Annotated in this window: 12 protein-coding genes and 1 pseudogene; 8 read left to right on the top strand and 5 right to left on the bottom strand. The window is 67.1% G+C overall.

Annotated features, from left to right (window positions below):
* Window positions 1–718: 718 nt before the first annotated feature.
* The 7 genes from stf0 to ACLP4W_RS21930 all read left to right on the top strand — a co-directional run bounded on the left by stf0 (window position 719) and on the right by ACLP4W_RS21930 (window position 8,224).
* Window positions 719–1,522: a trehalose 2-sulfotransferase gene (gene stf0, locus ACLP4W_RS21960; RefSeq protein WP_442389531.1), complete on the top strand. Its 804-nt coding sequence runs from the start codon at window positions 719–721 to the stop codon at window positions 1,520–1,522.
* On the top strand, window positions 1,519–2,451 hold the full coding sequence (gene cysD, locus ACLP4W_RS21955; protein WP_442389530.1) for a sulfate adenylyltransferase subunit CysD: 933 nt from the start codon (window positions 1,519–1,521) through the stop codon (window positions 2,449–2,451). Before stf0 ends, cysD begins: the two co-directional genes overlap by 4 nt.
* The gene (cysC, locus tag ACLP4W_RS21950; RefSeq protein ID WP_442389529.1) at window positions 2,451–4,367 is read left to right on the top strand and encodes an adenylyl-sulfate kinase; all 1,917 of its coding nucleotides are present in this window, start codon (window positions 2,451–2,453) and stop codon (window positions 4,365–4,367) included. Before cysD ends, cysC begins: the two co-directional genes overlap by 1 nt.
* 55 nt (window positions 4,368–4,422) lie before the next feature.
* The gene (locus ACLP4W_RS21945; protein ID WP_442389528.1) at window positions 4,423–4,572 is read left to right on the top strand and encodes a hypothetical protein; all 150 of its coding nucleotides are present in this window, start codon (window positions 4,423–4,425) and stop codon (window positions 4,570–4,572) included.
* A 13-nt stretch (window positions 4,573–4,585) separates the two neighbouring features.
* On the top strand, window positions 4,586–5,716 hold the full coding sequence (locus ACLP4W_RS21940) for a YeiH family protein (RefSeq protein WP_442389532.1): 1,131 nt from the start codon (window positions 4,586–4,588) through the stop codon (window positions 5,714–5,716).
* 83 nt (window positions 5,717–5,799) lie between these two features.
* Window positions 5,800–7,551 carry a fatty-acid--AMP ligase FAAL21/FadD21 gene (gene fadD21 / locus ACLP4W_RS21935; RefSeq protein ID WP_442389527.1) on the top strand — a complete coding sequence of 584 codons (1,752 nt, stop codon included), beginning with the start codon at window positions 5,800–5,802 and terminating at the stop codon, window positions 7,549–7,551.
* A 22-nt stretch (window positions 7,552–7,573) separates the two neighbouring features.
* The gene (locus ACLP4W_RS21930; protein WP_442389526.1) at window positions 7,574–8,224 is read left to right on the top strand and encodes a GAP family protein; all 651 of its coding nucleotides are present in this window, start codon (window positions 7,574–7,576) and stop codon (window positions 8,222–8,224) included.
* Between the two features lie 42 nt (window positions 8,225–8,266).
* On the opposite strand, the gene pks2 is transcribed toward ACLP4W_RS21930, so the two are convergent.
* The 4 genes from pks2 to fdxA all read right to left on the bottom strand — a co-directional run bounded on the left by pks2 (window position 8,267) and on the right by fdxA (window position 19,242).
* Window positions 8,267–14,641 carry a sulfolipid-1 biosynthesis phthioceranic/hydroxyphthioceranic acid synthase gene (gene pks2 / locus ACLP4W_RS21925; protein WP_442389525.1) on the bottom strand — a complete coding sequence of 2,125 codons (6,375 nt, stop codon included), beginning with the start codon at window positions 14,639–14,641 and terminating at the stop codon, window positions 8,267–8,269.
* 745 nt (window positions 14,642–15,386) lie between these two features.
* Window positions 15,387–17,708 (bottom strand): amino acid permease, encoded by a 2,322-nt coding sequence (locus tag ACLP4W_RS21920; RefSeq protein WP_442389524.1) that lies wholly within the window; start codon window positions 17,706–17,708, stop codon window positions 15,387–15,389.
* Between the two features lie 65 nt (window positions 17,709–17,773).
* The gene (dapC, locus tag ACLP4W_RS21915; protein WP_442389523.1) at window positions 17,774–18,868 is read right to left on the bottom strand and encodes a succinyldiaminopimelate transaminase; all 1,095 of its coding nucleotides are present in this window, start codon (window positions 18,866–18,868) and stop codon (window positions 17,774–17,776) included.
* A gap of 47 nt (window positions 18,869–18,915) precedes the next feature.
* Window positions 18,916–19,242, bottom strand: coding sequence for a ferredoxin (gene fdxA / locus ACLP4W_RS21910; RefSeq protein WP_442389522.1), 327 nt, complete (start codon window positions 19,240–19,242; stop codon window positions 18,916–18,918).
* 403 nt (window positions 19,243–19,645) lie between these two features.
* Here fdxA and ACLP4W_RS21905 point away from each other — a divergent pair, with 403 nt between their 5' ends.
* The gene (locus ACLP4W_RS21905) at window positions 19,646–19,978 is read left to right on the top strand and encodes a hemophore-related protein (RefSeq protein ID WP_442389521.1); all 333 of its coding nucleotides are present in this window, start codon (window positions 19,646–19,648) and stop codon (window positions 19,976–19,978) included.
* A gap of 16 nt (window positions 19,979–19,994) precedes the next feature.
* Here the strand turns inward: ACLP4W_RS21905 and ACLP4W_RS21900 are convergent.
* Window positions 19,995–20,460 (bottom strand): annotated as a pseudogene (locus ACLP4W_RS21900) (maleylpyruvate isomerase N-terminal domain-containing protein); the annotation flags it as partial.

Genomic DNA, 20,460 nt, shown 5'->3' with positions numbered 1-20,460 from the left:
CGAGAAAGACCCGGTACCGGCATTCGACGATGGGCACGACTCGGAATCGGGTGGCGGAATGACCTGGTTTTCGCTTGGCCAGAAGGCGTATGCGAGAGCACCACCGAGGAGCACAGCAGCGAGGATTACCGCGGCCAAGATTGTTACACGTCGGCTTGGCCGCCAACGTTTCCGTGGCGCAGCAGCTTTGGTCGTGTCCGGTGACCTCGCTGCCTTGCTCGGCCAGGGCCATCATCGATGACCCGGTCCCGCAGCCGATCTCGAAAACCCGAGACCCGTCTAGGTTTCGGAGCTCATTCAGCCACGGCACGTATTCGTGCCGGTCGTAAATCAGACGTCTAACGGTGTGCTCATCAATGTCGTGACGGCCGACTTCGGAATCCCAGTACTCCTTGGTTGACCAGCTTTCGAGGAGGTGATTACGAAACCGGTCCACGTTCACCGGACCGAGCGCCACGAACCGTCGACGGAGGTCTGCTGTAGTGCCCCGGTCAGCCCGCCATATGATTCGGCGGGCCGACTCTTTCGCGCGGTCCTTCGTAAGCGATTGCTGTCTCCCCCGTCGGTAATGAGTACATATGGACGGTTATCATCGCATTCGGCGCTCGCCACCGTGCGGTCGCGCGCTAAGCAGCTGTCGAACCCGCGCAACAGTTATCTTCAGCGTGAAGCGAATTCAATGTGTTGCAGCGGATTTGCCTCCGGTTAGGCTTCCTAGGTGACAGAAAGCCCTTCGTCATATTTGGTACTGGCTTCCCAACGCAGCGGCAGCACGTTGCTGGTGGAATCCCTGCGCGCGACCGGCGTAGCCGGCGAGCCCCAGGAGTTCTTCCAGTATCTGCCGACCACGAGCCAGGCGCCGCAACCGCGCGAGTGGTTCGCCGGCGTCGACGACGAGTCCATCCTGAGCCTGCTCGATCCGCTCGACGCGGGGAAGCCCGACCTCGCGTCGGCCGAGATCTGGCGAGACTACATCCGCACGGTCGGCAGAACACCGAACGGCGTGTGGGGCGGCAAGCTGATGTGGAACCAGACGCCGCTGCTGTTAAACCGCGCGAAAGACCTGCCGAATCGATCCGGCGACGGCCTGCTGGCCGCCATCCGCGATGTCGTCGGCGAGGAACCGCTCCTGGTTTACGTCTACCGGCCCGACGTGGTGTCGCAGGCGGTGTCGTTCTGGCGGGCGGTGCAGACGCGGTTATGGCGGGGCAGGCCCGATCCGGTCCGCGATGCCCGTGCCACCTATCACGCCGGAGCCATCGCCCACGTCGTAACCATGCTGCGCGCCCAGGAGCAGGGCTGGCGAACCTGGTTCGCCGAAGAAGAGATCAAACCGATGGAGATTTCCTATCCGGTGTTGTGGCGCACCCTGACTCAGGTGGTGGGCACCATCCTCGAAGAATTGGGGCTCGACCCACGGCTGGCGCCCCACCCGGTGCTGGAGCGCCAAGCCGACCAGCGCTCCGACGAATGGGTGGACCGCTATCGCGCCGACGCCGAAAGAGAGGGCCTACCAACATGACCCCGACCGCGCCCGCAGAAACGCCAGAAACGCGCCAAGTCGACGAACTGCGGCTGCTGGAAGCCGAAGCGGTGCACATCATCCGCGAGGTCGTCGCCGAGTTGGAGCGGCCCGTCCTGCTGTTCTCGGCGGGCAAGGACTCGATCGTGCTACTTCGCCTGGCGGAAAAGGCGTTTCGGCCACTGCCGCTGCCATTTCCGGTGATGCACGTCGACACCGGCCACAACTTTCCCGAGGTGATCGAGTTCCGCGATCGCAGGGTCACCGGCCATGGGCACAAGCTGATCGTCGCCTCGGTCCAGGAATCCATAGACAACGGCCGCGTGCCCGACCCCGGTCCCGGGGCTTCGCGCAACCGGGCCCAGACCCGCACGCTACTCGACGGGCTGGAGGCCGGTGGTTTCGACGCCGCCTTCGGCGGTGCGCGTCGCGACGAGGAGCGCGCCCGCGCCAAGGAACGGATCTTGAGCTTCCGCGACGAGTTCGGCCAATGGGATCCGCGCGCGCAGCGCCCAGAGCCATGGTCGCTGTACAACGGCCGGATCAAGAGGGGCGAACAGGTGCGGGTCTTCCCACTGAGCAACTGGACCGAGCTCGACGTTTGGCGCTACATCCAGCTGGAAGACCTTGAGCTGCCGTCGATTTACTACGCCCACGAACGCGAGGTGTTCCAGCGCGACGGCATCCTGCTGGCGGTGTCGGAGCACACCGGGCCGCGGAACGGCGAAACCTCGGCCGTGGAGTGGGTGCGATACCGCACCGTCGGCGACCTCACCATCACCGGGGCGGTGCGCTCCACGGCCACCGACATCACCGGCGTCATCGCCGAGATCGCAGCGGCCACGGTCTCCGAGCGCGGTGAGACCCGCGCTGACGACCGTGCCTCGGCGGCCGCGATGGAAGACCGCAAGCGAGAGGGCTACTTCTGATGACCGCGACCGAACACACGGAAAAGTCCCTGCCCGCCAAGGGCATAACGCGTCAGCTGCTGCGCATCGCCACCGCGGGTTCGGTGGACGACGGCAAAAGCACCCTGATCGGGCGGCTTCTGCACGACACCGACAGCCTGCCGCTGGACCACCTCGAAGCCGTCACCGACGAAGAGGGCATCGCCGACCTGGCGGCCCTATCCGACGGCCTGCGCGCCGAACGCGAACAGGGCATCACCATCGACGTCGCCTACCGCTTCTTTTCCACCGACGCCCGCAGCTACATCCTCGCCGACACGCCCGGCCACGAGCGCTACACCCGCAACATGTTCACCGGCGCCTCCAACGCGCACGTGGCCATCCTGCTGGTCGACGCCCGCGCCGGGGTGCTGCGTCAGACGCGCAGGCACGCCCGGATCGCAAAACTGTTGGGCATCAAGCACTTCACGGCCACGGTCAACAAGATCGATCTCGTCGACTTCGACCAGGTCCGCTTCGCCGAGGTGGAAGACGAGCTACGCCAGTTGGCGGCCCGGCTGGGCGAGGTGGACGTCACGGTGATCCCGATCGCGGCCAAGCACGGCGACAACGTCGTGCACCGCTCCGACCGCACGCCGTGGTACCACGGCCCCACGCTGCTGGAGTATCTGGAAAACGTCGAACTGGCCGCGCCGCAGGCCGAGGCATCGCGGCTGCGGTTGCCGGTGCAGTGGGTATCCCGGCCAACCGCCGACGTGCGCCGCCGCTACACGGGGCGGCTGGCGGCGGGAACGCTGCGCGTCGGCGATCCGGTGGTCTCGCTTCCCGCCGGCACCCGCTCGACGGTGACCGCGCTGGACACCCTCGATGACGACCGCATGATAGCCGTTGCGCCGCTGTCGGTTTCGATCGAGCTGGCCGATGACATCGACGTGGGGCGCGGCGACGTGCTGGTCAGCGGCGCCGATGACGCGGTTTTGCCGGTGCCGGCCCGCGAACTCGACGCGACCGTGTGCTGGTTCGTGGATTCGCCGCTGCGGGCCGGTGACCGGTTGGCGCTGAAACAAACCACCAAGACCGTGCGGGCAACCGTGCAGGAGCTGCACTCGCGGCTGGACCCGGAAACGCTCGACGAGCTCGACGGACCGGTTGAGCTGGCGCTCAACGACATCGGCACCGTGACACTGCGAACCAGCTCGATCGTCATCGCCGATAGCTACGCCGACAACCGCGACAGCGGCGCCTTCATCCTGATCGACGAGTCCACCAACGACACCGTCGGCGCCGGCACCATCATCGAGGCGCGAGAGGTCAAGCCGGGCACACATCCGCGCACCGACATCCGCTGGCACCCGTCGGCGCTGGACCGCGGCCATCGGTGGCGGGCCACCGCGCAGGCGGGCGCCACGATCTGGTTCACCGGCCTGCCCGCATCCGGCAAGTCGACGATCGCGGTCGCCGTGGAGCGTGCACTCGTGGAATCGGGACGGGTGGCCTACCTGCTCGACGGCGACAATCTGCGCCACGGTCTGTCCGACGACCTGGGCTTCTCCCCCGGCGATCGCACCGAAAACATCAGGCGGGTCGGACATTTGACTCGGCTGCTGGCCGACGCCGGCGTGGTCGCGCTGGCGTCGCTGGTCTCGCCGCTCAAGTCCGACCGCGAAACCGCCCGCGCGCTCAATCATGCCGCCAAACTGCCCTTCATCGAGGTGCATGTCGCCACGTCGCTTTCCGAATGCGAAAAGCGCGACCCCAAAGGCCTCTACGCGCGTGCCCGCCGCGGTGAGCTCGACGGGCTGACCGGTGTCGACGCGCCCTACGAGCCGCCCGAGAACCCGGACCTCGTGCTGGACACCACCGGCGCCGACATCGATGAGCTCGCCGCGCGGGTCATCGCTCTGCTCAACGAGGTCAGCCCGCGCCCGCAGACCTAGATTCAGCGCGAGCGAATCACTTGGCCGCCGGGATCGGCCGCGCAACCATTGCGCCGTGGCTGATACAGGCAACACAGGCGATACAAATACGCCTCAGTGGCGGGGTTGGCTCGAGCGGGTCGGTGACGACTGGTGGGCCACACTGCTGGCCGGCGTGATCGTCGCGCTGGCGGTCGGCGGTGCACTCCCGAGGATTCCGTGGTGACGGCGTGAGCACAATCAGCAAAGTCAGCCGGGCACCCGACGAAGGGTCGGCTTCTGAACCGGGAGAAGCCGCCTTCACCAGCAGCCGCCCGCTCGACTACGCGCCGGGCATTCTCCTGCTGATCGCGGTGGGGGTGCTGGGAAAATACGCCCAAATCTGGTGGAACACACTGGCCAAACACCACCACTGGACCGTGCCCGACATCGAATACGTGTTGTGGGCCATCGTGATTGGCCTTCTCATCACCAACACCGTCGGCCTGCATCGGGTATTCCGACCCGGTGTGCTGACCTTTCAGTTCTGGCTCAAAGTCGGGATAGTGGCGCTCGGTTCGCGATTCGTGCTCGGTGACATCGCCAAACTCGGCGCCACCAGCCTGGTCCAGATCCTGGTGGACATGGCGGTCGCGGGAACCATCATCCTTGTCGCTGCACGCGCATTCGGACTATCGGGCAAACTTGGCTCGCTGCTGGCGATTGGCACCTCGATCTGCGGGGTGTCTGCCATCGTGGCCGCCAAGGGAGCGATCCGGGCCCGCAACGCCGACGTCAGCTACGCCATCGCGGCCATCCTGGCGCTCGGGGCGGTCGCGCTGTTCGCATTGCCACCGTTGGGACACCTGATCGGCCTCACCGACCATGAATTCGGCCTGTGGGCGGGCTTGGCCGTGGACAACACCGCCGAAACCACCGCGACCGGCTACCTGTTTTCCGACCATGCCGGCAAGATCGCCGTGCTGGTCAAGTCCACCCGCAACGCGCTGATCGGGTTCGTCGTCCTGGGGTTCGCGCGGTATTGGGCGGCCCGTGGCCAAGCCGACGAAATCGCGCCCGGCGCGAAAGCCAAGGCCGCCTTCATCTGGGACAAATTCCCGAAATTCGTGCTCGGCTTCCTAGCGGTCTCGGCGATCGCGACCGCCGGCTGGCTGAGCAAGGGTCAGGCCACGAACCTGGCCAACGTGTCGAAATGGGCATTCCTGCTCACCTTCGCCGGCGTCGGGCTCACCACCGACATCCGCCAGATCGCGCGCACCGGATGGCGCCCGCTCGTCGTTGCGATCATCGGGCTCACCGTCGTCGCGTCGGTCTCCCTGGGCCTCGTGCTGCTCACGTCGCGCGTGTTCCATTGGGGCCCGGGCACCTAGAGGCCCGCAGAAGCCCCCAGCAGGGGCCCTGAGCGGCGCTCGGTCCGTCATGCGCACAGGCGCGAGACGGTAACCTAGCGCCCATGCAGAACTCGTCCGTTGTATTCCTGCTGCGCGAACGCGCCGGTCTTCAGCCCGACGAAGTCGCGTTCCGGTACACCGATTACGAGCAGGATTGGGCGGGCGTCACCGAGACTCTGACCTGGGCACAGCTGTACCAGCGAAGCCTGAACGTTGCGCACGAGGTCAAGCGGCACGGCGCGGTCGGCGACAGGGCCGTGATCCTGGCGCCGCAGGGACTCGCCTACATTGCGGCGTTCCTTGGTGCCATGCAGGCGGGGTTGATTGCGGTTCCGCTGTCGGTCCCCGCGGCTGGCTCGCACGACGACCGGGTGACCGCCGTTCTCGCAGACACCGCGCCCACGGTGATCCTCACGACCTCCGCCGCCATAGAAACGGTCAAAGCAACCGTCACCGAGTACATTCAGCGGCCGGACCCGGCCGGCGCCCCGGCCGTCATCGACGTCGACTCGCTGGATCTGGACGACCCTAGTTCGCCGAGCATTCGGATCAGCAACGCACCGAGGACCGCGTATTTGCAGTACACGTCGGGTTCGACCCGGCTGCCAGCCGGGGTCATGATCTCCCACCGAAACCTGCACGTGAATTTCCAGCAGCTGATGGCCGACTACTTCGTCGAGGTCAAAGGCGTTCCGCCACACGACACCGCCATCGTGTCGTGGCTACCCTTCTACCACGACATGGGGTTGGTGCTCGGCATCATCGCACCGATCCTGGGCGGCTACCGCGCCGACCTGACCAGCCCGGTCGCGTTCCTGCAGCGTCCGGCGCGGTGGATCCACTCGATGTCCGGCGGCGGCCCCGTGATGTCGGCGGCGCCGAACTTCGCCTTCGAGCTGGCCGTCCGCAAGACCACGGACGCCGACCTGGACGACGTCGATCTCGGGAAGATATTGGGGATCATCAGCGGCGCCGAACGGATTCACCCCGCGACGCTGGACCGGTTCTGCAAGCGATTCGCTCCGTACAACTTTCGCGAAGACATGATGCGTCCGTCGTACGGTCTGGCCGAAGCGACCGTCTATGTCGCCAGCCGCACCGTCAACGGCCCGCCGGAGGTCGTCCACTTCGAGCCCGAGAAGCTGTCCGAGGGCAGCGCGGAGCGGTCCTCCGCCAACAGCGGCGCACCGCTGCTCAGCTACGGCATGCCCAACTCGCCGACGGTGCGGATAGTCGACCCCGGCACCCGCATCGAGTGTCCGGCGGGAACGGTCGGCGAGATCTGGGTCAGCGGCGAGAACGTGGCCGAGGGCTACTGGCAGAATCCGGACGAGACCCGGCGCACCTTCGGCGGAATTCTGGTCAACCCCCCGCCGGGCACACCCGAGGGGCCTTGGCTGCGCACCGGAGACCTCGGATTCGTCTCCGAGGGTGAGATATTCATCGTCGGCCGCATGAAGGATTTGCTGATCGTCTACGGGCGCAACCACTACCCCGAGGACATCGAGTCGACGGTCCGGGAAATCACCGGTGGCCGGGTCGCGGCGATCTCCGTTCCGGTGGATCAAACCGAGAAGTTGGTCACCATCATCGAGCTGAAGAAGCGCGGCGATTCCGAGGAAGAGGCGCTGGAAAGGCTCCACGTCGTCAAGAACGACGTCACCGCGGCGATATCGAAGTCGCACGGTCTCACCGTCGCCGACCTCGTCCTCGTATCGCCCGGGTCGATTCCGACCACGACGAGCGGCAAGATCCGGCGGGCCGCCTGCGTCGAGCAGTACCGGCAGCGGCAATTCACCCGGTTGGACGCCTAGGACCGCGGCCGCAACCAAAGGCATGTTGATCACCATCCTGGTGATGGCCGTCGCCGTGAGCCTCGAGCCGTTCCGGATCGGCATGACGGTGCTGATGCTGAACAGACCCAGGCCGTTGCTGCAGCTGCTCGCGTTCCTGTCCGGCGGTTTCGCGATGGGGATGACCGTGGGTCTGGTCGTTTTGTTCGTCTTGCGGCGCAGGCTGCCGGGGTCGACGTACTTCACGTTGCCCAGGGTTCAGGTCCTCATCGGCGTGCTGGCGCTGTTGGTCGCCGCGGTACTGGTCATGAAATCTGCCGCCGGCCGCGATGCCGGCCCGGGGAGGCTCACGGTGCGGGCCCAACGACTGTTGAACGGGCCCTCGTTGTGGGTCGCGGGGGTGGCCGGGCTGGGCATCGCGCTGCCGTCCGTGGACTATCTGGCCGCGCTGGCGGTGATTCTCGCCTCCGGTGCCGCGGCCATGACTCAAGTCAGGGCGCTGGTGATCTTCAATGTCGTGGCCTTCGCGCTGGTGGAGATCCCGCTCCTCGCGTATCTACTGGCTCCCCGGGCGACGCGTGCGTCGATGGCGGCGCTGAACGACTGGATCCGCGCGCGTCGACGGGTCGAGGTCGCCGCCCTGCTGGCCGCGGTGGGCTGTGTCCTGCTCACCGTCGGCGTGGCGGGTCTTTGAGCGCCCACACTCACCCCCGCAGATCCAAGCGGTGTGCTGCGATCAGGATGCTGACGGTGCGGCTTCCAAATGTGCCAGCTCGTCGCACAGGTGATCCGCCAGATCTCGAACCGTCGTGATCTTCGTTGGGCTGACGCGCACTCCGGTTTCGGTCTCGATGCGGGTTCGAAGCTCCAAATTACCCAGCGAATCCATACCGTAGTCGGACAAAGGCCGATCCGGATCGATCGTGCGCCGCAGCAACAGGCTGATCTGGCCGGATACCAGCCGGCGAATGGCGCTGGGCCATTCCTCGCGGGGTAGCACCTTCAGTTCGGCGAGGAACTTGCCCGTATCCCGCTTGCCTTTACCCATGGACTGGAACGCTTCGGCGAACCGGCTGCGTTGCGCGAAGGACGTCAGCCACGGCGTTCCCATGATCGGCGCGTAGCCGGAGTACGGGCGGTCGTAACGCAGCAACGTCTGGAAGGCGCGATAACCCTCGGCCGGCTTGATCGCGATGCCGGCGTCTTGCGCCAGGGCCGTCGCGCGCCCGACCTCGGACCAGGCGCCCCAGGCGATCGCGGTGCTCGGCAGACCCTGCGCGCGACGCCAGTGGGCGAAAGCGTCCAACCAGCTGTTTGCCGCGGCGTATGCCCCCTGACCCGGGGATCCCACCAGCGCGGCGGCCGACGAGAACGAGCAGAACCAATCCAGCGGCTGCCCGGTGGTGGCCTGATGCAGGTTCCACGCGCCGTAGGCCTTCGGCGCCCAACAGCGGTCGACGAGTTCGTCGGTGACGTTGGTCAGCGTGGCGTCCTCGACCACCGCCGCACCGTGCAGCACACCGCGGACCGGCAGCCCCGATGCGGTCGCCGCCGCCACCAGGCGCTCGGCCGTCGCGGGCACGGCGATGTCACCGCACTCCACCACGATGTCGGCCCCGGTGGCCCGCAGCCGCTCGATGGCCTGCTGCGCTTGCTCGCCGGGCGCCGAGCGGGAGTTGAGCACGATCCGTCCGCACCCTGCCCCGGCCATCTCGCCGGCCAGGAACAGCCCCAGGCCGCCCAGACCGCCGGTGACGATGTAGGCACCGTCGGACCGGAACGGCCGAACACTCTCCGGGGGCACCGCGGCCACACTGCTTCCCGCGTGGGGCACGTCGAGCACCACCTTGCCGGTGTGCCCGGCGCCGCCGACCAAGCGGACCGCGGCGGCCGCGTCATGAATCGGGTAGTGCGTGGTCTGCGGCAGTGGCAGCTCGCCCTCGGCGGTGCGCTGGTACACGGTGGTCAACAGGCGCCGAACGGTCTCCGGGTGGGTGTACGTCAGCAATGCCAGGTCGACCGCGAACAGCGAGAGGTTGCGGCGGAAGGGGAATAGCCCGAGATGGGTGTCGCCGTAGATGTCGCGTTTGCCCAGCTCGATGAACCGCCCACCGAAGGCCAGCAATTCGACTCCCGAGCGCTGCGCGGCGCCAGGGAGCGAGTTGAGCACCACGTCGACGCCGTACCCGTCGGTGTCGCGGCGGACGTCGTCGGCGAACTCGGTGCTGCGCGAGTCGTAGACGTGCTCGATGCCCATGTCGCGCAGAAGTTGGCGGCGCTCCGGGCTGCCCGCGGTCGCGAAGATCTCGCAACCCACGGCCCGCGCGATCGCGATGGCCGCCTGTCCGACGCCGCCGGTGCCGGAGTGGATCAGCACCTTGTCGGTCGGCGAAATATGGGCCAGGTCGTGCAGGCCGTACCAGGCGGTCGCCGAAGCGGTGGGCACCGCGGCGGCGTCCTCCAGCGGCACCTCGGGCGGAAGGGTGACAGCGTGCCGGGCGTCGGCGATGACGAATGTGCCCCAGCAACCGTTGCGGGACACGCCGCCGACGCGGTCGCCGACCTTGTGCTCGATGACGTCCGGTCCCACCGCGGTCACCAGGCCGGCGAAGTCGCCGCCCAACTGCTGCTGGTAGCCCTCGAAGGTGGGATACCGCCCGAAGGCGACCAGAACATCAGCGAAGTTGATGGTCGACGATGTGACCGCGACCTCTATCTCCCCCGGCCCGGGCGGGACACGGTCGAAGGCGACGAACTCCAGCGATTCCAGGTCCCCCGGGGTGCGGATCCGCAGACGCATGCCGTCGCTTTCGTGCTCGACGACGGTGGTTCGCCGTTCGGCCGGGCGCAGCGGACCGGGCCGCAGGCGGGCCGTGTACCACTCGCCGCCGCGCCAGGCGGTCTCGTCTTCTTCCGAGCCGCTGTTGAGCTGCAGCGCAATTTGGCCGGGATCGGTCGCGTCGTCAACGTCAATCTGGGTGGCGCCCAGATGCGGATGCTCGGAATCGATCACTCGCATCAGCCCGCGCAGCCCGGCCTGCTCCAGGTTTGCCGCATCGCCCGTGGCCACGCTCGCGGCGTTTCTGGTCACCACAAAGAACCGAGGCGACTCGCCGGGCAGCTCGGAGAGCTCACGGGCAATGGTCACGACGTGGGACACGTATTCCTGACCGCGGTCCTGGCCGTGCCGCAATCGGCTCGATTCGGCACCGCCGCCGCCGGGCGCTGCGGTCACCACGACGACACCGGCCAGGCCTTTGAGGTCGCCGTGACCATTGGAGCCGGCCGCGCCGCTGCCCGACAGCAGCGAACGCAGCTGTGCGACATCCATCGGCCCGAGCGGCCAAGACACCGTCATGCATTGCGCACCAATGGAATTCAACGCGGCGCCGAGTTGCGCCGGCAACGCATCCGTCACATCGCACGCGCTGAGCAGCAGCCAGGATCCCGGCTCGCCGTGCGTCACCTCGGGCAGCTCACGATGCTCCCACTCGATGGTCAGCAACCGCTCGTTGAGCAGCCGGTGGGCCTGCTCGTGCTCGGAGGCCCCGCCGGCCAGCCGTAGACCCTCTACGGCCAACAGCACCGTGCCGGACTGGTCCAACACCTCGAGGTCGACCTCACACTCGCCGGGCCGCGACGACGTGACCCGGGCAAGGCAGTAGTGGGCGTTGCGCGTCGAGTGATAGTTGCGCAACCTGCGCACACCCACCGGCAACAGCAGGCCGCCGGCGCCCGCCTTTTGCACCTCGGGATGGACGATGACCGACTGGAAGCAGGCATCGAGCAGTGCGGGGTGGGCTGCGTAAGCCGACTGCTGCGAGCGGATGGCCCCGGGCAGCGCGACCTCGGCGAGCACCGTGGTGATGTGCGCGTTGGTCCCATCGGCGACCAGTGTCGCGGACAGGCCCGAGAAGGCCGGGCCATACTGAATGCCCACGGCGTCGAAGGCCTTTCGCAATTCGGGACCGTCCATGCGAGACGGATGGTTGGCGATCAGCGTGTCGATGTCGTGCGCCGCCGGCTGCTGCGGCTCCGCCTGGGACTCCGTGGCGCCCTTCGGGGCGCGCAGGACCGCGCTCGCGCGGCGAACGCCTTCGCCCTCCTCATGCGTGTCCACCGTGAACTCGAGGACCCCGGGCGCGGTAACCGTCGCCGCCGACGAGGCCAGCGTCTCGTCGGCGAGCAACAGCGTCTGTTCGAACTTGACGTCTGCGACCTCGGAGGATTCGCCGAGCGTCGTGCGCGCGGCGGCCAGCGCCATCTCGCAGTAGGCGGCACCGGGAAACGCGGCCACGCTGTGAATCTGATGGTCGGCAAGCCATGGGTGTGCCTCGGTGCCGACCTCGCCCTGCCATACGTGGCGCTCCGGCTCCTCGTGCAGGTGCACATGCGCCCCGAGCAGCGGATGAACGGCTTGCACCGCGGCACCGCGCGCCTGGTCCGCGGACTCCCGGCTCAGCAGCAGCGCGCGGTGAGTCCAGGTCGGCAACGGCGCGTCCACCAATCGCCCGGTTGGGTACTGGACGGAGAAGTCAACTGCGGCGCCCGCGCTGTGCACGTCGGCGACGAAGGCACGCAACCCCAGCGGCAGGTCCTGCTCGCGCCGCATGGCCGCCAGCGCGGCGATCGGCATGTCCAGACTGGCGGCGTTCTGCTCGACGGCGTGGGTCAGCAGCGGATGCGGGGCCAGCTCTCCGAAGACCCGGAATCCGTCCTTGAGGGCCGTTTGCACGGCCGCCGCGAATCGCACCGTGTACCGCAGGTTTTCCGCCCAGTATTCGCCGGTGAACGACGGCGCTTCGCGCGGGTTCCACAGGGTCGCGGAGTAGTACGGAATCTCCGGCGTCATCGGCTCGAGGTCGGCGAGGGCCTCGACCAGTTCGTCGAGGATCGGATCCACCTGCGGCGAATGCGAGGCGACGTCGACCGCCACCTCGCGTGCCATCACGTCCTGCTCCTGCCAGGCCGCCACCAGGTCGCGGATCGTCTCGGTATCCCCGCCGACGACGGTCGACGTCGGTGAGGCGACCACCGACAGCACCACATCGGAGATTCCGCGAATGGAAAGTTCCGACAGCACCTGTTGGCCGGGCAGCTCCACCGACGCCATGGCACCGCTTCCGGCAATTCGGGACATCAGCCGCGACCGGCGGCAGATGACGCGCAACCCGTCTTCCAGCGACAGCGCCCCCGCGACGACGGCCGCCGCGGATTCACCGAGCGAATGCCCGATCACGGCGCCGGGACGCACCCCGTAGGACTTCATCGCCGCGGCCAGCGCGACCTGCATCGCGAAGATCGTCGGCTGCACCCGGTCGATACCGGTCACCGTCTGCGGCGCCGACATCGCCTCGGTCACCGAAAAGCCCGACTCCTTGGCGATGATCGGCTCTATCGCGGCGATGGTCTCGGCGAACACCGGCTCCTTGGCAAGCAGTTCAGCGCCCATCTGCGACCATTGCGAACCCTGTCCGGAGAACACCCACAACGGGCCGCGGTCGTCTTGCCCCACGGCGGCCTCGTACGGGATGTCGCTGTCGGCGACATCCCGCAGGGCGGTGCTCAGCTCACCGAAGGTGCTCGCCGAGACCACCGTCCGTACCGGCCGGTGTGCACGACGGCGCGACAGGGTGTAGCCCAGGTCCCGCAGGCCCGCAGTGCTGGCGCGGCTGCCGTGCTCGTCGGCCCAATCCGCCAGCCGGGCAGCCGTGACGCGCAGTTGCTCGGCGGACGTGGCCGATACCGGGAACACCAGCGGCCCATCGGCTTCGGGTGCGTCCTCTGGGGCTTGTGCCGGGCCCTGCCCCGGCGCTTGTGCGGGTGCTTGCTCGAGGATGGCGTGGACGTTCGTGCCGGACAGCCCGTAAGACGACACCGCGGCGCGGCGTGGGTGGTGGCCGTTGGTGGGCCAGGGCGTGTTGGCCTGCGGCACGAAGAGCTCGGTCCTGATCTCGGCCATCTCGTCGGACAGGCGAGTGAAGTGCAGGTTTTGTGGAACCACGCCATGTTGCAGCGCCAGAATCGCCTTCATCAGGCCGAGCGCCCCCGAAGTGGACTGCATGTGGCCGAAGTTTGTCTTCACCGATCCCAACGCGCAGGGGCCCTCGGTTCCGTACACGGCGGCCAGGCTCGAGTACTCGATCGGGTCGCCGACCGGGGTGCCGGTTCCGTGAGCTTCGACGAGACCGATCGTGGCGGGGTCGACACCCGCGGCGGTCAGGGCGCTCTTGTACACCGCGACCTGCGCCGTCTCCGAGGGCGTCGCGATGTTCACGGTGCGGCCATCCTGATTGGCCGCGGTGCCGCGAAGAACACCCAAAACGCGGTCGCCGTCGCGTCGCGCATCTTCCAACCGCTTGAGCAGCAGCACCACGCAACCCTCAGCGGAAACGAATCCGTCCGCCGCGGCGTCGAACGCGTGGCACTTGCCCGTCGGCGACAACATGCCCTGCAACGAACCGGTGACGGACTTGCGCGGTTCCAGGGTCACGACGACGCCGCCGGCGAGGGCGAGATCGCTTTCGCCGTTCTCCAGGCTGCCGCAGGCTTGGTGGACGGCCATCAGCCCCGACGAGCACGCCGTGTCCACGGTGAACGCGGGACCGTGCAGCCCCAGCGCGTACGCCACTCGCCCCGAGGCGAGGCTCGGGCTGGTGCCGGCGAACCCGTACGGCCCCTCGGCGGCGCCGACCTCGACGGTGAGCAGTTCGTAGTCGCCGTGCGTGAGGCCGACGAAGACGCCGGTCTGCGATTGGGCCAATGCCGCCGGGTCGAGGCCCGCGTGCTCGATGGCCTCCCACGACGATTCCAGCAGCAAGCGGTGCTGGGGGTCGATGGCGATGGCCTCGCGCTCGGTCATGCCGAAGAAATCGCAGTCAAAGCCCCCGACGTCGTCCAGGAAGGCGCCCCATCGGGTCACCGACCGGCCGGGCACACCGGGCTCGGGGTCGTAGAACGCATCCGCATCCCACCGCTCGGCGGGAATCTCGCCCACGAAATCGTCGCCGCGCAACAACGCCTCCCACAGGCCTTGCGGCGAATCGATCCCGCCGGGGAGTCGGCAGGCCATGCCTATGACGGCGACGGGTGTGGCAGTTGCGGCACGCAATGTGCAGTCCCCTGTTCTCGCCCAATCGTGTCGGGCAGTCGACGGCCCTGCGGATGCGGGAGGAGCCCGGTGCGCGCGGCGTCGCGCGTCATCCCCCATGCATGCGGGCTTTGATCGTTCTGGAGTCGTGATGTCAGGTGTTAGCTTACCGAACGAAACTAAGTCGGTTTAACGATTGAAAAACTACCGCAGCCCGTCGACCCGGAGGCCAGCGATGACGTGAAACACAAGTTGCGAGTGAGGAATTGCTCCCCGACCACCCCTTAACCCTCTCGGTCAGTTTATTAGCCTAAAGCCATCATCCGTTCTGTCGGGCGTTTCGACCATCAATCTTATTGCGGGTTTTCCGGACCCTGCGACTATGCGGCAGCGTGGCACGACGCATACACCTCGGCAAGGAACTGCGCGACCGCCACCGCGGTGTGCGCCGCGCAGGCAGACCCGAAGATGTCGAAAGCGTTTTGCGCGCAAGGCAACTCGGCACACACCACGGGCTGGCGGCTGACCTGACGAAGGCGCACCGTAAAGTGCGCGTCTGTTCGATCGGGATCAGCGAATAGTTAATGCCGTGCAGCACGAAAAATGCTGGCGCATTTTTAAACAGGTGGGCAAAAGGCGAGGCGACGCGGAAGTCATCTCGGGTAATCCAAACGTTTCAGCTTGAAAAAATTCTTTTGCAGTACTGGCACCATCATCGGATGCAGCGACCTTAGCCGGTTTGCCCGGGCTCTCCGGACTGAGCGGCCTACGCGGGGCCCTCGACGACGTGATACGCCGGGTCGAGCATCGATATGGGCCGGGTGCCGGTCTGGCGGGCCTTCCCGGTGAGACGCAGTAGCTGACCGGGCTGGATGTCGGCGCCGCCGCGGCCGGGACGGAACGTGACGGTCATCTCCCCGCTGCTGTCGCCGACGACGACTTGGCGCAGCGTCCGCCCGCGTTCGGTGACGTCCTGGACTTCGCTGACCCGCCCTTCGACGGTGGCGCGCTGCCCGGAGATCAGGCCAGCCACCGTGATCACCGACCGGGGCCGCTCCGGGTGCTCAAAGGCGTCGACATTTTCGTCCTCGTCCCTGGAAACCCACGCTTGAACTTTGTCGACCTCGTGGGCGATGCGCTGCTCGAAGGCGTCGGGGTAGGCCTCCTTGATCCGCGTGTCCACGTCGTAGGGCACGATCGTGGCGGCCGCATCCGGAATGAGGCTGACGGCCCGGGCGATCTTGTCCGCCGTTCGGTCGTGGAGCAGTCGCCCCAGCAGCGGCGCGAAGGTCCGGCGCGGCAACAGCACCGTCACGTTGGTGTCCGGATGTTCTTCACGCGCTTTGGCCACGAACAACTGCGCGGCCCGGATGATGCGCCGATCGGGGCAGTCGACGACCCGCAACGGGGTGTCGAGATCGAAGTGGTCCCAACGCTTTCGCAGCTGCGCGGCATACGTGGCGTCGACCACGAAGTGCACCGCGATCAGCTCGTCGGCCCGCAATCCTTTGCCGTACCGCAGCGCCTCGAGCACCGAGAGGTCGACGGAGTTGACGAAGACAAACACCTTGTGTCGCGCGTACTTCACCAGTTCGGGGCGGTCGGTGCGGAACATCTCGAGAATGGCGGCCTCGGCTCGATACTCGCGGTTGAGCCGCATCAGCGCGAACACCAGCACGGGGAAGATGACGACCACCAGCCACGCCCCCTCGGTGAACTTCGCCACCGCGAAGATGCCGACCACGACCGTCGACCCGATTCCCGCGGACAGGTTGATCGCCAGCCGGCGTCGCCACCCGGGTTCCCGGTGAGTCAGATGGTGTTTGGTCATTCCGTAACCGGCCATCGAGAATCCGGTGAACACGCCGATCGCAAAAACCGGGATCAGGGCGTTGACCGAGCCGCGGACCGCCACCAGCAGTGCCAGCGACGCCGCGGTGAGCGTGATGATGCCGTTGGAGAACACCAGGCGGTGACCGCGTTTCGTCAACTGCCTGGGCAGGAAGCGGTCTTCGGCGACAAAACTGGCCAGCGCGGGAAAGCCGTTGAAACTGGTGTTGGCACCGGTGAACAAGATTGCGGCACTCGACGCCTGGACGAGGAAGTAGAAGATGCCGCCGATCGCCCCGCTGCCGAAGACCGCCCGGGCCACCTGTGACAGCATCGATGGATATTCGGCGACGAACGGGGTGGCGTGGGTGACATGCGCAAGGTAGGCGACACCGGCCAGCAGGACCCCGAGAATGGTGGCCATCGCGGTGAGCACGCGACGTGCGTTGAGGCCCTGCGGCTTTCGGAAGACGTCGACAGTGTTGGAGATCGCCTCAACCCCCGTCAGCGACGAGCCGCCGTTGGCGAACGCGCGCAACAGCACCAGGACCGTCGCGCCCATCACCAGCCCGTTACCCGAATGGACCGGCACCGCCCCTGGGATGTGCTCTGGATCGTATACCGGTAGCCCCCAGAAGATTTCGCGGATGACACCGACCACGATCGTCAGGCCGATCATGATGACGAAGAAGTAGGTTGGTAGCGCGAACTGCCATCCCGCTTCCTTCAATCCGCGCAGGTTCAGGTAGCAGATGATGAGCACCGCGCCCAACGTGATGTACAGGTCGTAGGGGCCTATTGCCGGGATCGCCGACACCACCGCGACCGTGCCCGCCGCCGCCTGCACCGCCACGGTGACGACGTAGTCGATCAACAGCGCCGCGGCGGCGATCTGCGCCACCCGCGGTCCGAAATTGTCCCGGGCGACGATGTAGGACCCGCCCGCTCGGGTGTAGGCCATCACGACCTGCCGATACGACGCGGCCACCAGCGCCAGAATCAACAAGATCACGCCGGTGACGGGAAGCAACAACGCGAACGCCGCCAGCCCCGCATGGGGCAGCAGTTCGACCAGGATCTGCTCCGGGCCATAGGCGGTCGACGAGATCGCGTCCGGTGAAAGTGCCCCGAGCGCAACAGTGTTCGACAATTTCTCGGATGCCAGTTCCTCGGTGATCAGCGGCTTTCCCAGGAAAACCCGCTTGGCGATGTCCCCGATCGACAGTGGGATGCGCAGCTTGGCCGCCGAAGTTGTCACGACCACATCCTTACCCGATGTTGATCGCCGCCGAGCGCTCGGGTAAAGCCTCCCGGTGCATTCGGCTAGGTCAGCCGCCCCACCGCGGCGGCGACGCGCTCGTCGGTGGCGGTCAGCGCAACGCGCACGTGCCGGTCACCGCCCGGGCCGTAGAAATCGCCCGGCGCCACCAAGATGCCGCGGGTAGCCAGCCACGTCACGGTGTCGCGGCACGGCTCACCGCGGCTGGCCCACAGATAGAGGCCGGCCTCGGAGTGGTCGACGGCAAAACCGGCTGCGCGCAGCGCCGGCAACAGGGCGGCCCGGCGCCGTTCGTAGCGCCGCCGTTGCAGCTGCTCGTGAGCGTCGTCATCCAGGGCGGCCACCATGGCGGCCTGCACCGGCGTCGGCACCATCATCCCGGCGTGTTTGCGCACCGCCAGCAGCTCGGCGACCAGCGCCGGATCCCCGGCGACGAAGCCGGCCCGGTAACCGGCCAGCGACGAGCTCTTCGACAGCGAGTGGATCGCGATCAGCCCGGCATGGTCGCCGTCGCAGACCGAGGGATGCAGCACCGACAGAGGTCCCGGCTGCCCGACGTCCCAGCCCAAACCCAGGTAGCACTCGTCGGAGGCCACAATCACGCCCCGGTCGCGGGCCCATCCGACGACCTTGCGCAGATGGTCGACGCCCAGCACGCGTCCGGTCGGATTGCTCGGCGAGTTCAGGTAGACCAGCGCCGGGGATTGCGGGCCCAGCTGCGTCAGCGAATCCGCGCGCAGCACCTGCGCCCCGGCCAGCCGGGCCCCCACGTCATACGTCGGGTACGCCAGCTCGGGCACCGCGACCACGTCCGCGGAGCCCAGGCCGAGCAAGGTGGGCAGCCAGGCAATGAGTTCCTTGCTGCCGATCACCGGCAGCACGGCGGCCTCGGTCAGCCCGGTGATTCCGAAGCGGCGGTCGAGCGCGGCCACCGCGGATTCACGCAGTCGCGCGGTGCCGGCGGTTGCAGGGTATCCCGGCGCCGAACCGGCGGCCGCCAACGCGTCTTGGATCAGGGGCGCGACCGGGTCGACCGGCGTACCGATGGACAAGTCGACGATTCCGTCCGGATGAGCCTCGGCCAGCGCTTTTGCGTCGGCCAAGGTGTCCCAGGGGAACTCCGGCAGGGACGCCGACATTATCCCGTGAGGGCCCCCCTCGCCGGGCTGCCGCAGCACCGGACCGCTCAGTCGCCTTCGCCCTGCGGCGGCAGATCCTTGACCACTTGCGGGTCGTTCTCGGTCATGCCCACCTTGGCCGCACCACCCGGCGACCCAAGCTCAACGAAGAAGTCGGCGTTGATCTGCGTGTAGCCGCTCCACTGTTCGGGCACATCGTCTTCGTAGTAGATCGCTTCGACAGGGCAGACCGGCTCACAGGCCCCGCAGTCGACGCATTCGTCGGGGTGGATGTACAGCATCCGAGCGCCCTCGTAGATGCAGTCGACCGGGCACTCCTCGATGCATGCCTTGTCCTTGATGTCGACGCAGGGTTCGGCGATCGTGTACGTCACAGACGTCTCCTCAAGGTTCCCTCCATGTACTGGCCTGCTGTTCGGCTCGCTGCCGGCCGCTTCAGAGAAAGCTCTCGGTTACTGATACTAGACGTCGCACATACACGTCAACCACTTGGCACGCCCTTCCGACGCCGGGCGTGCGATCAAACGGGGCACCGCGCCAGCGGCCGGCCGGCAGTCACGTAACCGTCACGAAGAGGTCGTATTTCACTCAGCGCGAACAAAGCCGACAAAGTCGCTGACCTGCGGCTAGTTATCCTATGAGGGTAATGTGCGATAGACATTGCGATAGGAGAACGCTCGCGGGGCCTGGTAACCTCGATTGGAGACGGCAACCGTTGGGTAGATGTCGTCGCCGTCTATTGACGGTGCATTAACTGGGGAAGGTGTCCACAAAATGGTGAAGCTGTCGTTAGGCAAGGTGGCGGCCGCGATCGGCGGTGTGGCCGTGGCGTTGACCGCTTCGGCCGGAATCGCATCCGCCGATCCGCTCGACCCTGTGATCAACACGACCTGCAACTACGGGCAGGTGATGGCCGCGCTCAACGCGACGGATCCGGCGGCCGCCGCGCAACTCAACTCATCGTCGATCGCGCAGGGCTATTTGCGGAGCTTCCTCGCCTCGTCGCCGCCCAGGCGCGCGCAGATGGCCGCGCAAATTCAGGCCATGCCACAGGCCGCACCGTTCTTCAACGACGTGCTGAATGTGGCCGGCAGCTGCAACAACTACTGAGCGCAGCGCACCCGGCTCAGTAGCCGCTGAGCAGCCGGCGGGCTTGGCCCAGGGTCTCGGGTCCGCCACGACTGCGTATTCGCGACGGGTCGCCGGGTCGGCGGCCCCATAGCAGCAAGACTCGGGCGGCGGCGTCGGTTTCCAGGGTGGCCGAACCTTCGGGGGCGGCCAGCCCGATGGTGGTGCGTTCGGCGTCACCACTGACCACGACATCGTCGGTGCCGGGCACCCGCAACCGCGCCTCGATGCGTTCGCCCGGCCGCAATTGCTTGGCGCCCTTGGCAAGCAGTGGACGTCCCACCGCAACGACGCTGTGCGTCGTCATCCAGGGCTCGCCCAGGGCCACCTGGAAGGCGGCTTGGACATCGCAGTCGCCGGTGATATCCCAGCCATGCAGAACCAGCTCTTCGCGCATGTGCTCGGCGAACCACGGCACCTTCATGGTGCGACCGGTCCACGCGACGTCGGTGTCGGCGGGAACG

The sequence above is a fragment of the Mycobacterium sp. genome (genome assembly GCF_052145595.1).
Lineage (GTDB): Bacteria > Actinomycetota > Actinomycetes > Mycobacteriales > Mycobacteriaceae > Mycobacterium.
This window is presented reverse-complemented; position numbering and strand designations above follow the sequence as displayed.